The organism is Motilimonas sp. E26 (assembly GCF_021278025.1).
In the GTDB taxonomy this organism is placed as follows: Bacteria; Pseudomonadota; Gammaproteobacteria; order Enterobacterales; family CBDFNC01; genus Motilimonas.
On sequence record NZ_JAIBHJ010000040.1, the window covers coordinates 16,271 to 30,247 of the forward strand.

At 46.3% G+C, this 13,977-nt stretch carries 8 protein-coding genes; all 8 read left to right on the forward strand.

All coding sequences use genetic code 11. From position 1 onward, the window contains the following. The first annotated feature begins 40 nt into the window (after positions 1-40). Positions 41-3,586 carry a type VI secretion system membrane subunit TssM gene (gene tssM / locus K1M91_RS20030; protein ID WP_232804033.1) on the forward strand — a complete coding sequence of 1,182 codons (3,546 nt, stop codon included), beginning with the start codon at positions 41-43 and terminating at the stop codon, positions 3,584-3,586. A 66-nt stretch (positions 3,587-3,652) separates the two neighbouring features. Continuing rightward, positions 3,653-4,990 (forward strand): type VI secretion system ImpA family N-terminal domain-containing protein, encoded by a 1,338-nt coding sequence (locus K1M91_RS20035; RefSeq protein WP_232804034.1) that lies wholly within the window; start codon positions 3,653-3,655, stop codon positions 4,988-4,990. 142 nt (positions 4,991-5,132) lie between these two features. Continuing rightward, positions 5,133-5,651: an Hcp family type VI secretion system effector gene (locus tag K1M91_RS20040; RefSeq protein WP_232804035.1), complete on the forward strand. Its 519-nt coding sequence runs from the start codon at positions 5,133-5,135 to the stop codon at positions 5,649-5,651. Between the two features lie 84 nt (positions 5,652-5,735). Further along, positions 5,736-7,814, forward strand: coding sequence for a type VI secretion system tip protein VgrG (locus K1M91_RS20045; RefSeq protein WP_232804036.1), 2,079 nt, complete (start codon positions 5,736-5,738; stop codon positions 7,812-7,814). Then, the gene (locus K1M91_RS20050; RefSeq protein ID WP_232804037.1) at positions 7,811-8,680 is read left to right on the forward strand and encodes a DUF4123 domain-containing protein; all 870 of its coding nucleotides are present in this window, start codon (positions 7,811-7,813) and stop codon (positions 8,678-8,680) included. The genes K1M91_RS20045 and K1M91_RS20050 overlap by 4 nt, the downstream gene beginning before the upstream one ends. Continuing rightward, positions 8,677-12,249 carry a toxin VasX gene (locus K1M91_RS20055; protein WP_232804038.1) on the forward strand — a complete coding sequence of 1,191 codons (3,573 nt, stop codon included), beginning with the start codon at positions 8,677-8,679 and terminating at the stop codon, positions 12,247-12,249. The genes K1M91_RS20050 and K1M91_RS20055 overlap by 4 nt, the downstream gene beginning before the upstream one ends. After that, entirely contained in the window at positions 12,239-13,351 is a 1,113-nt protein-coding gene (locus K1M91_RS20060) for a DUF6708 domain-containing protein (protein WP_232804039.1), read from the forward strand. Before K1M91_RS20055 ends, K1M91_RS20060 begins: the two co-directional genes overlap by 11 nt. An 84-nt stretch (positions 13,352-13,435) precedes the next feature. Further along, positions 13,436-13,977, forward strand: a 542-nt coding sequence (locus tag K1M91_RS20065; protein WP_232804040.1) for a hypothetical protein, incomplete at its 3' end; no start/stop codon positions are given.

Sequence of the window (13,977 nt, forward strand, 5' to 3'; positions counted from 1 at the left end):
ACCTTAGGTTTATAGATAATATTAATTAGGAATGAAACACATGTGGAGTAAATTTAGTTTTCTCTTTCGTCGGCTGGCTCCTTTGTTTAGCGCGTCAGTGCCGGGCCTAGTTGTCGTTATTTTTGTCTTGCTCCAAGCTGCGCTTTGGTGGTTGGGGCCGCAAATAGAAATCGACGGCTATAAACCACTAGTAACGGTTACTCAGCGTATGATTGCCAGCTTAATCGTGTGCTTAATTGCATTTTCTATTTGGGGTTGGTTGCAATCGCGTAAGTTGCGTAAAGTCAAAGCTGAGCAACATTACGATCAGTTATTAGAAGTTAATCCAGTGCAGCGCTTTGTTGATCGTCAAGAGACAGAGTTAAACCAAATGATGATCAAGCTTAAGCAGAGCCTTAATTGCCGAAACTATCTATACGAATTGCCTTGGTATCTTGTGTTGGGCATGGAGAATGCAGGTAAAACTAGCCTGATCAACCGCTCTGGACAAAGCTTTGTTTTAAGCTCGGTTATGCGCGCGTCAGGTAACAAATCAGAAAACCCGTTTTCGTTTGATTGGTGGGTCGGTGATAAAGCGGTACTTATCGATCCTGATGGTGAGTTGTTAGCACAAAAGTCGTCACAGCAAGGTGACTCGGAAGGGTTAGAGCGTAACCTATGGCTACATTTTGTTACTTGGCTAGATCGTAAACGTAGCCGCAGGCCACTAAATGGTGTGGTAGTCGCACTCGATCTTGCTCACCTAGTTTCGTCAGATGCGGCTGAGCGTAAGGCTTATGCGTATCTTATTAGAGCGCGTTTACGCGAGTTAATGGAAACTTTATCCACGCGTTTACCGGTTTATATCTCTCTTACTAAGCTTGATTTGTTACACGGGTTTGAACCTTTATTTCGTGAATACTCAAAAGAGCAACGTGATGAAGTTTTAGGCTTTACCTTTAGTCTCGATTCGGTACAGCAATTTGATTCTTGGTTAACCGAGTTTGATGCTGAATACGACCAGTTTATCGCCCGCTTGAACGCATTACTGCCGTCAGCCATGATGCATTGTCGTGACACCAATGAGCGCGAAGCGATTTATAGCCTAAGTCGCCAGCTTGCTGGCTTAAAGCGAATTTTACTGCAATTTTTCCATGACTCTTTCTCTAGCGACCAGTTTTCTACCTCAGCCTTAGTGCGTGGTGTTTACTTTACCTCAGTATTTCAACAAGGGGTGCCCGTTAACGCCTTTGTTGATGCTTCGGCCCAGCGTTATGGTATGGCAGAGTCAATTAATTACGCACAAAAAGCTGAGAGTTCAACAACCTACTTTACGCCAAATTTATTCCAAAAGATCATTTACCCAGAGGCGGGTTTGGCCGGAGACAACTTTAAAGTCGCGAAGCAAAAGCGCCGCATCATGATGCTGTCTGCAGTGGCATGTTCAATAGCCGGGGTTATTTTACTTAGCACTTGGGTACGTTATTACCACAACAATATCAATTCAGCGGAAGCGGTGTTAACTAAGGTAGAGGTGTTTCATAAGCAAAATAATTTAATGGATATAGATCCGACCGGTAAAAACCTGATCGAACCCCTTAATCTTATTCGCAGCGCTACCTTAGAGTTTGGTGTATTTCGCGATAAGCCAAAATACATCTCAGACCTAGGTTTATACCAAGGCCATGTTATTGGCCCAAAAGTAGAAGAAACCTACTTAAATTTATTAGAATTTCGTTATTTACCCTCACTCATGGCTGGCGTGAGTAAAGCCATGCTAGAAGCACCCGCGGGCAGTGATGAAAAACTGGCGTTACTGCGTGTATTTCGTATGTTAACCGATAAAAGTGGCCGTCATGATGAGGTAGTAAAAGCGTATTTTGCTCAATATTGGCAGCAAATTTACGCGGGCAACCGTGATGTGCAAATGCAGCTTATGTCGCATTTAGAATATGCTCTTGAGCATACCGACCTTACCGCCGATCGTTTGGCTAATATCGTTGATGCTGAAAATGCCCTTGCACCCTATGATCAAACTGTATTGGCGGCGCAGAAAGAATTAAGCAAGTTACCAATGGATCGTCGTCTATTTCGTAATTTAGAGCAAAGCGCGGCGACTGATTTAGGTGGTACCCTGAATTTACGTTTAGCGATAGGCCCAAGTTTTGATTTGGTTTTTGATGCTGTTGACGAAGAGAGCATTGAAATACAAAGGCTAATGACCAAATCTGGTTTTAATGGCTACTACGTGCCAAAAGCAGCAAAAGCATCAGAATTCGCACTTATTGATTCTTGGGTGCTAGGTTTGGATGAAACCTTAGACTTTAGTGATGAAGATAAGCGGGTATTGCGAGCTCAAGTGCGCGACTTATATCAACAGCAATATATTAATAGCTGGGATCAAGCGCTAGCCAACGTTAAGGTTAAAAAGTTTGAAGATATTAACCACGCCGTATTAGTACTCGAGCAATTAGTTGGCTCAACCAAGCCACTTTCTCGTCTGTTAACTACCCTGTCGCAAAACACATCGTTATTTCCTGCATTACCCGATGATGAAGTAGCGAAGAAAGCCCTAATGAAGTCAGAGCAATACCAAATAGCGGCAGAAATAGCGAATGACTTTAATAAACTGAATGGCTTACTGGTAGCGAGCGGAGAGCAACCCGCTTATATAGATGAAGTCTCAGCTTCAATCTACGCCTTGTATGAATACATGAATGATATTCAAAGTGCCAGCGAGCAAGGAAAGGCAGCTTTAGAAGCCACGCAAAAGCGTATTTCACTAAGTGATGCCGACCCCATATTTGCATTGCAACGTATTGCTGAAGGCTTACCTGCACCGCTGAATAAAACCGTGCGTCAAATTGCTGATGATGCATGGCGTGTGGTGCTGGTGGCCGCCGTAAGACAGCTTGAAGTGGTATGGTATGAAGAAGTATATCAAGCATTTGAAGCGAAGCTTGCCAACAAATACCCATTTAACCCCAATGCCACTAAAGATGTTGCTTTGGATGACTTTGCGGAGTTTTTTGCGCCAAACGGTGTGCTAAATACCTTTTATGACAATAAGCTAAGTATTTTCTTAGAAGATCCTAACGGAGCGAATCCGGCGTGGGCGGGTGGTCAAAACCTGATCCGCTCAGATGTGCTGGCTAAAATGCAGACCGCTAAGCATATTCAACAAGCGTTCTTCAACAAAAAAGGCAGCTTAGATGTTGAGTTTACCTTAGAGCCGCTTGAGTTAAGCCCTGATAAACGTCGTAGCTTGTTCAATGTTGACGGCCAATATGTGGAATATAGCCATGGTCCGAGAATGAGCACAGGACTGGTTTGGCCTAACACATTGCGTCCATCGGCGACCAGCAAAGTAACCTTAGTACCTGGTGCAGCTAATAAGTCGCCTCGCTCAGTGAGCGCTAATGGGCAATGGGCCTTATTCCGCTTACTGGATAAGGGGCAAGTGACAGGTACAACGGCCACCTCTGTCGACTATGAATTTAAAGTTGATCACGGGCATATGCGTTACCGCTTAGTAACGGACAACACTGTGAATCCATTTACCACCAGTTTGTTGCAAAGCTTCACTCTGCCGCAAACCTTATACTAATCACAATGGCGGGCTTGTCCCGCCTTATCTTTGTGAGCCTAATAGGCTATCGCATTGAGGAAACTCATGACATTAAAGGTTCCTTTTTATTTTTCTGATTTAGCCTTGCTCATCACTGAAGACGAGGCCAAGTTAAAAGCAGAAGACCAATACCAAACCATTCGCAGCGAAATAAATCGAAAATTTACCCCGTTATCTGGACGAATAGACTGGGATAAGGTTGCCACGTTAGTTTTAAAATTAGGGCAGCAGCAAGGATTAGACTTATTACTGTCGGCCTATTTTTGTATCGCTAAAACCAAGCAGCAAGGGTTGGCTGGGCTAACTTGTGGTTTAGAAGTGCTTAGTTTTACCTTTAACAGCCGCTGGGATAGCTGGAGCTTACCGTTGGACAAGCGGGTAGATTTAATTAACTGGACCATTGCCCAGTGCGTTGATGATGTAAAAGGCATGACGGTTGACGCAAATCTGTTACGTGAACTTTACCGCTGTGAGCGCGCGTTATCCGATTTAGCACAAGCGTTTGAACAAAGCCCTGAGCTTAAAATGCCCCATCTAGATAGCCTAGGGTATTTAATCTTCGAGCATATTGACCGCTTAGAAAAGCCCGTGGTTAAAGCTAAGCAAACAACTCAAGTGGTGACTAAAAAAGTAGTTCGTTGGGGCTGGTTGAAGCTAGGCATTGGCCTTGTGGGCGGTTTTTTATTAACCCTACCTGCTGCAGTGCCTTTTTATACCACTCCCACCGTACAAGATTGGTTGGCGCCTTGGCAACGCGTACCTACCTTGCTGGGAAAGGCTGATACTAAATTAGTCATAGCCAGTTTCTCCGAGCGAGATCTCGCTGCAAACAAAGCCAATATTACGCGCCTATACCAACAGAAAATTACCCAGTTAATGGCATTAGACACCCATTCAACACAGTTAGAAGCCGAGCAGCTAGCGAGCTCGCTGGCCTACTTATTTCCTGAAGACCCCAGTCTAAAGTTACAGCATCAAGAAATAAAAGCTGAACAAATTAAGCAGTTAGATCAACTCAACAAGCTACATCAACGTTTTGCTGCTTCCCGTACTGTAATGGCAAACCTAGAGCAAAAAAGCCAGCAGTTAAAAGCTGTGCCCGCTGCCATTAAACAAGATATTAAGCAGCTACACCGTTATGCCATTAGTTTGTCACCTATTTTAGCGCGCGCTTACTACTTAGATGAGCTGCTCGAAAGGGGTGAAACCAACAAAGCCGAGCAAGAGTTAGTTGAACTGGAAACGTATTTGTCAGGCTTGCAATTAAAAGCCAGCCTAGCGAAGCAGACCTTGCAACTGCAGCAAGGGATAGATGCAAAAGAGCATGCCAGCGCAAGCAACTTTTTGCCTAGCGAGCAAGTTATTGCCCAGTCTGAGCAATAATTTGCCTGAATAAAAAATCAAATTTTACTAAGTTGTTGTTTTTGTTTTATTTTTTGTTTTGGCACAGAAACTGAATAGTAATAAGTGCAACAACATCATTTTTTAGTAAAAAAATATTATTTTCATACAGAAGGAATTAGCGATGCCAACCCCTTGTTATATTGCAATCGAAGGTCAAACCCAAGGTAACATCACTGCTGGTGCATTCACGCCAGAATCAGTAGGTAACATCTACCAAGAAGGTCACGAAGACCAAATGTTGGTACAAGAATTTGATCACATTGTAACTGTACCAACAGATCCACAATCAGGTCAGCCTTCAGGCCAGCGTGTACACAAGCCATTCCAATTCACAGTAGCGCTAAACAAAGCGGTACCGTTAATGTACAACTCATTGGCTTCAGGTGAAATGCTACCTAAAGTTGAGCTAAAGTGGTACCACACTACCGTTGAAGGTAAGCAACAACACTTCTTCTCAACTATTTTGACTGATGCAACTATCGTTGATATCGATTGTAAAATGCCACACTGTCAAGACGAATCAAAAGGCGGCTTTACACAGCTAGTTAAAGTATCGCTAGCTTACCGTAAAATTGACTGGGAACACCTAGTTGCTGGCACATCTGGTGCTGACGACTGGCGTAAACCAATCGAAGCATAATTGCCTCGATATCTCTATATTTAAGCCAGCATTTGTCTGGCTTTTCTGCTTTTTTTACCACCTGTTTAACTACAAGGAAAGGTCATGGCCAACGGCACGGGTTTGCAATTTACCTTACAAATAAATTCACTGACACGCGGTGAATTCGTGGTGCTTCAATTTGACTATGACGAAGCCTTGTCGAGTATTTATCAGGTGCAGCTGGATTTAGCCAGCCGCCGAGAAGACATCATCCCACAAGAGGTGGTGGATCAAACGGCCCTTTTAACCGTATATCAAGACGGTGTGGTGTTGCGTTATGTGCACGGCATTGTCAGCGCTTTTGAACAAGGCGATATGGGGCATCATCACACTTTTTATCGTCTTACCATCGAGCCCAGTGCTGCGCGTTTAGCGCTGCGCCATAACAGCCGCATCTTTCAGCAGCTTAATGCACTGGATATTATTAGCATTTTATTGCAAGAAATGGGCATTGAAGATTACGCCTTTGCTTGTCAGCGCACCCCTGCCGTGCGCGAATATTGCGTGCAATACCGTGAAACCGATTTAACCTTTATAGCGCGTTTGGCCGCAGAAGAAGGCCTGTTTTACTTTTTTGAGCAACACCCTGATAAGCACACCTTGGTGTTTGCCGATGACGTGCAAGCGCTTATTCCCCATACTGCGCCTTACGAGTACAACGCGAATGCGGGTGGGGTAAAAAAACAATTTTTTGTTAGTCAGCTGGCCCATCAATCCAGTGTGGCGCCCAGTGCGGTGCAATTAAAAGACTACAGCTTTAAAACCCCTAATAATGCCTTACTGAGCAATCAAGCCGGTCAAGCGCAAAGCTGGCAGCGTCAAGACTACGAGCACTACGATTATCCCGGGCGCTATAAAGAAGCCGGCAGTGGCAGCGCTTTTGTGCGTTACCGCATGGAGTCACTGCGCGCCGAAGCCGAGGCCATTAGCGGCAGCAGTAACATACCCATGTGGCTCAGTGGCAGTCGCTTTAGCTTAATTGAGCACCTAAACGGGGCCATGAACCGCGATTGGAATATTGTGTCGGTGCGCCATCATGGTGAGCAGCCCCAAGCACTGGAAGAAGCCGGCACCAGCGGCCAAACTCGTTATGTTAACCACTTTCGCGCCACGCCCAGTCATTTACAATGGCGACCCGAGCCTAACCCCAAACCGCGTGTTGATGGCCCGCAAATCGCCACCGTGACCGGCCCTCAAGGGGAAGAGATATTTTGTGACGAGCATGGCCGGGTGAAAGTGCAATTTCCGTGGGACCGTTACAGCAACAATGATGAAAATGCTAGTTGCTGGATACGGGTAAGCCAAGACTGGGCTGGCGCGCAATATGGCAACATGGCTATTCCCCGCATCGGCCATGAAGTGATAGTCAGCTTTTTAGAAGGCGACCCCGACCAACCCATTATTACCGGTCGCACCTATCATGCCACCAACCGGCCCCCTTATGCCTTGCCTGAGCATAAAACCCGCACCGTGCTGCGCACCGAAACCCACAAAGGCGACGGTTATAACGAGCTGCGTTTTGAAGACGAAGTGGGCCAAGAAGAAATTTATATTCATGCGCAAAAAGACCAAAATCGCCAAATTGAAAACGACTGGGGCGAGCAAATAAAGCGTGACCAACACAGTGAGGTAGACCGTGACCGCTTTAGCTTAATCAAGGGTAACCAACACCTCACCACGCATGGCGAAACGCGCGACTTAATTAAGGGCGACCAAACTTGGCTGATGGACAGCAAACTACACACCAAAGTTGGTCAAAAATGGCTAACCGAAGTGAGTGATGAGGTGCACCAACAAGCCGGTAACAAGGTGGTGCTCGATGCCGGCGTTGAAATTACCCTAAGCGCCGGTGGCAGCTTTATCAAACTCGACCCTGCAGGCGTTCACCTTGTCGGCCCTGCCATCAACATGAACTCAGGCGGCAGCGCCGGCAGTGGCAGTGGTTATGCAGGGCAAGTGGCTGAGTTAGTGAAAGGGGTAGAGCAGGCGGTAGAGATTGCACCGCTTGAAATAATACAAACGCCAGCTTTAAAGTTGGCTGAATATGCCCCCTTTGAAGTCACAAGGCAAATCGCTGCTTTACGATCAGGAGAGCCGCTGGTAAGCATTTGCAATCCTCCTGAAGAGGAGGACGTGCAGTGATTGAGCCACACTTAGCGCCTGATTTAGCCTTGGCTGCAAACGAAAGATTGTTTTTGTATTTGGACGGCAGTCGCTTTGAGAGCGTGCTGAAAACCATTTATGAGATAGAAGGTAGTCCCAGCCTAACCATCTTATACACTGAAACACAGTGGGAAGCGCTAACTCCAGTATCACCTTGCTTGATTGAGGTTAACTTACAAAGCCCATTACTCCAGTTTTTAATTGACCACCCATTTGAGCGCTACGGTTATATTTTAATTGCGAAAGATCGGCAGCTACTCGAAACCCAGTTGCGAAGTTTGCTTACTGTCAGTACGCCGAGCGGTGAAAATGTGCTACTGAAATTTGCTGATCCAGAAGTGGCTGCGAGACTGCTACTGGCTCAGCGAAAAGAATTTTGGCAGGCCATCGCGCAAGTGTGGCTGCCAAGTGTTAGGCAGCAAGCATGGCAGCATCAAGTCAGTAAACTAAGCAATGATAACAAACAGCAACCGGGCGGGGTGACATTAACCGAACATGAATACCGCTTGCTGGGAGACGTCAGTCATTTGAATTTTGTTCAACAATTAAAGCGTTACATGGAAAAATGGTTTGCTGCGCGTTTACCTCAGCAGCAAGAGATTGATTGGATCTATTTTTGGTCAGAGCATGCCTATCAATTGGGATTCACATCGCAACAGGCGCAAACATTGTTCTTTGCGGTATTGGGTTATTTAGGCGAAGGGTTTTCCAGCGCGCCCGAGTACCAGCTTGTTCATCAATATTTATCCACTCCCTCAATATTAACCCCCGATCAGCGCGCCGAAAAAGCGGCTGAGTTAGCGCATGGTTATTGGCTTAAACAGAATCAAAAGGAAGTATCATGAGTGCCGTCCAAGATGCGAAAAACAGTTCGCAAAATGATGTAAAGGCACCTTGTGCCCCTTGCGCTTTAATGAACAGCAGAATTCAATTGGTTCCTGTGCGTTATGCCATTGTTGAATCGCCTGCTCAGCATCGCGCCATTGCCAGTCGCCATAGCAGTAAGCTGACCTATCGTCCCGTTGGGATCCGCCCTGCCCATGAGGGAGGGTATTTATATCTTATTCATAGTCAACGCCCCGACATTGTTTATGCCTATCAGCTCGGTGAAAATGGCGCCGTGACTAAAATAGAACAACAAAGTAAAACCCCCGGTGACTATGGCGGGCCAGAGTTTATCTACGATGAAAGTGAAACCAGCATTGTCATGAAACGCTCGGGCAGTGTATGGGCCTTGTATACTCATACAAAAATATCCGCTAAGTTGCAGGGGCAACTTATTCTGGTGCCCGAATTACGCGATGCCTTGATGCAAAAATGTGATTTGGCCGCTTACCAAGTCAATATCGGCGCTCGACATCTATTACCACCCAATGATCTCGCTGCTAACCTAGCGGATTGCGATCCTAATAAGAGTGATAACCCGTTAGATCAGCAATGGTGTTGGTTAACAGAAAAACCACAAGCAATAGCCGCAACCGATGTCACCCAACATATCTTGCCTAAATACAAAGACGACTCGGCCATCTTATTGCTTGAAGATCCCATCTCGATGGCGACCGAACTAAGCGGTGCAGCGCAAGCCATTAGGCTGCTTGAGAAAGAATGGGAAGAAACCGACAAGAATAAAGAGAAATTCTTTGCCGCGACCAATATTAGCGCTTTGATAGAGATTGATAATCAGCGAATTAAAAACGCCAGTGGACAAGATCCCGATTTTGCTCATTTGGAAGAACAGCAGTGGCAGGAATTACGCGATTTATACGAAGAGTACGATAGGGCCACCACCAATTACAGTATAGCGGCAAGGAGCCTACAACATACTTCATACCCTGTAATTGCCAGTGTACCGACCGATCCCGCTGTGGTAGGACCGCGCAATAAAGTCATGGCCGACATGGCCGTGATGGCAAACAAAATTGGCGTTCCTCGGACAAAAATAGAGGCCTTATTTCGCCGTGTGCGCCAAGGTCAACGCTCCTTACTATACGGCGCAGGCTTAGGCATAGGTGATGATGGCGTCGCCGAGAGGGTGAACTTACCCGAAATGAAGGCGTGGCTCAGCGCGGCCAATGTCACCTTAGATATCATGCAAACAGCGGCACTCAATATAGACAACGACCGGACCTATATTATTGAGCCAGCCTATGCGGCGATCCCCGTTTTTGATAAAGAAAACCCTACCTTACTCGCCGAGCGCTTAGGGCTTGAAATTCAATGGCTTTATGAGCTTGGTTTAGTTCCTGAAAATATTGATAAATTACGGAATTTCTTTTTTCACCAAGTGGGTGAACAAAACCTGCAACTATGGGTAAATAGAGAAAAAGGCACGCTAAAGGATTATGCCGCTGCCGAGGGTGATTTGTATTATTTCCTCACCATGGCCGACCAAGCTAACACAACCAAGGGCGGTGAAGATGGCCTAACCACCCTCAGAGCCACTCTTGAAGGTAAGGGCCTTACGTTACTTGAAGACATGCCGGAAGCAATCAAAAAACAGCTAGATGCCTTTAACGCCACGTTGCTCCCACTAACCGTATCAGAGCTCAATGAGCTCAGTCGCAAAGCGGCTGATCTCACGAGTAATTATGATCCTAACTCGTTTTTCAAAACGGCGCCGAAAGGCTTACTCGCCACCTTCTCAAATACCCTGGCGCATACCGAGTTATTGTTGTCACTTGAGCCTGGGCCTAATGCGCCAGATGTCGCAAAAATAGTGACCGCCTATGACCAACGTATATTGACGGTTGAAAAGTTATGGCAAGAGCGTGAGAGCATCAGAAATTATAAACCTAAGATTACGCCTCATCGTTCACACCAAAAGCGCAAGTTAACACGAAAAGAAATAGAAGAAGCGCGTTTAGCGGCTCAGCGCCGCATCGAGAGAATCGCAGAAATTGACCGCCAAATTCGCGCCCAAGGTATCAGTTTAGAAACCTTGGTAGAAGATATTCGCCAACAAGATTTGGCTATCAAAGGGCATCCTTCTGAAGCCGCCGTTAAGCCATTCCGCAACAGCAAAACGCCAGGGGCAAAACTAATGATAGCTGGCCAAACCCCTGACTCGGTCGAAGAGTTAGCACAAATCCGCAAGAAGCTCTTATTTAATGAGCTCACCTTAGGCAGCCCAGATGGTAATACAGGCTCATTAGCCAGCGGCAGCGCCGGCTCTAGCTCAATAGCCTTGTTTGTGTTGGTGTTAAATAAATGGAACTATGACAACACCAAAACCGAGTATGAGAAAAAATCTCAGTTAACGGGTAAACAAGAGTTTCACTTATTATCGGATAAGCTCGGTATGCTCGCAGCGGGCACCGCATTGGCGATGGAGGTAGCGAAAACTGCGGCCATGACCCATTGGGCTTACACGGGCTCGGAATCAAGTCTAAAGCTACTGAGTAAGGTTATGGTGGTTGGGACTGGGATAAGCGCTGGACTAGGTGCGATATCTGCAGTGTTTGATATGGTAAAGCAAGCCGATAGGATTGAGCGCAGCTGGCGCAAAGGGGATTATACCGCCATTGCTGGCGCAACTATTGCGGCCACAGGCGATGTGCTACAAGCCGCGCCGGGTGCCGCGATAGCTTGGACCAGCGGACGGCAAGCCATATTAGCCCTGTTGGGGCGTATCACTTGGCAAACGGCGGCCTCCACCACATTAGGCTTGGCCACGCGGTTAAACCCTTATATGTTAGCAGGCACCCTCTTAGTGTTTGTTGGCGAGGTGGTTTACAATATGACCCAATCTACCGCATTAATGCAATGGATCAGCAATAGCGCATGGGGTAAGGACCGAGGCTTCTTATACAGCAAGAACCCTAACTGGGACTTTGCTACCCAATTTAGAAAATGGCTTGAAGTAACCATGACACCGCAAGTGTTTGCCCGAATCGACCATGTCACCGGACAAAACTGGCATTTATCTGCCAGCGGCAATGCTGCTTCATTGAGAACGTTTGAGGTGGTCACCCTACTTGAAATTAAAATTGTGGTACCCGCCATTTTGCCGGAGAATATTCGGATTGCTTTTTCTCATGTGGAACGACAAGGGAGCTCGCAGAAATGGAAAGTGGTGACCAAATCAGTTGAATCACAACTAATAGGCAGTTATAAACCAGAAGGGTATACCGAAATCATTTTGATTTGGCCAGCGGACAGGTTATTTGGTTATATCGATATTTTACTAGAAGCCAATAATGCCGAAGGCGGTATCTTGTTTTCTGAGCAGCAAGGCGCTCGCTATACCATTAATTTATCGGATTCGGATAACCCTGCTAATTTAAACCAAGCCCTAAGTTCGGGGTTCGCCAGTATCGACTTACTGGAGTTGGAAGACGCCCAAGCGACCCCTTTACACAAATTAGCGGGTGACTTAACCCCAGTTAAAGCAAAAGAGACCAACCATGTTGGATAAACAAGAAATGCCCTTTAAAGCAGGGCACAGCGAAGTGCAGGGCACCGGGCAACGCATCACCTTAAGCCCCTTGCCGGTCGCCACTAACATACCTAAGGCCAATGCCTGTGATTTATTAGCTAAGAAGTGCGAGCATTATATTGATATCGGCGGGGCTAAAGGCAGTATTTTTCAAGCGCAATATGCATTCTTGTTCGTGCTTGTCTTTGGCTGGGTCAGTTACAGTGCTACTTTTGGTATCAGCTTCTACAACTGGTTTGAATGGAAGGAGGGTGCTGACTCCTATTTTTTCCGAGACGTGTCTTGGGATGCCATTATCTGGGAAGAAGTCCTCACTTCCTTTGCGTACGCTTCACCAGTGATTCTGTTTACAGTGTTACTCCCTATTGGGATCATCATCACTAGCAATAAAGATATTGCTCGCGCCGCTCCTCTTCGCTTTCACCGTCAGCGCCGCGAGGTGATGTTTTCTCGCTGGAATGAAAAGCTAAAGCAAACCGAATATAAAGTGGTGCCATGGGAAAAGGTGGTGGCCTTAGTGGGTCAAGGCAGCGGGTTTACCGGTTATGCCATGGTGCACAGTGCTACCTTGTTTATTGGGGCTAACGATGAAGACGATCACGGTCATTTTTGGTCAGCAGCGCAAGTAGGGGCGGGCAATATGCTAGTGGCAGCGGCGCAATGGGAAATGATCCGCCACTTTATGGAATACGGGCCCGATGACATCCCCGAGCCCAGTCCCGAAAGCTTCGCCGCTATTCGCCGTGAATATTGTGAAGCACATAACTGTGAAGAAAAAGACATTCCCCTTTGGATCAAGATTTGGTGGTACGTTAACGGCACCCCGTTTGGTATTTTGTTAACCAACTACCGCCTTAAATATGTGATACACCGCGGCGTCACCCCAGCCATGCAAGCTTGGAGCGAGCCACTCCCGCGCGACCAATGGGCCAAACCATCAGCAGAGCTGCAACAAGCCAACAAACTAGTTAACGCCGAGTATCGCTACTATGGCAAAACCCTGTTAAATATTGGGGATATTGAACTGTTGGCTAAAGCCAATAACAGCGCTGAAAATAACCAAGATGTGAAGGCTTATTAAGGTCAGCCCTTGATGAAGGAGGTTATGCAAAGAGCGGGCCGGTAGGAGCTCCTACAGTATCGCGAAGAATGTTTAGGTTAAATAATGAGCAGTGAAAATAGCATTTTTAATTACGAACCCAGCGCTTATCGCAGCGAACAAGCCCAAGAGTTATATTTGGCTAAACCATCCCATCGCGCCATGGTGCTGAATAAAAGCCAAAAATTATGGGATGTGTTTCCCCCTAACGCCCTCGACAGTCATGAAGTGGACGATCTCTTTGTTGAAGATAAAGAAGGCGGCCCTAAATTTTCAGACAAGCAAATAGAGCGCTTTGATGCTGAAATGATCCGCTATCCCACCTTAGGTAAACTCAACGATAAGATTTTTTTTGTGTTGCTTGCTGGCAGTGTGGGCGCAATAAAGATGGCAGTAATAGCATTTCTTGTATTCACTATGAGTGGTTTATTTACTGGGTTGATTGGGGAGGAAGATGTTTTCTTTGAGGAATGGTGGGAATTCACATATATAGGTTTTATCTATTTCTCACTCCCATGTATTATTTCCGCTGTTATTTGCACCCCGATTTTACTCTTCTGTATCAAGAAATTCGCTAAACATGTTAAACCCCATTTTGAGTTAAATCG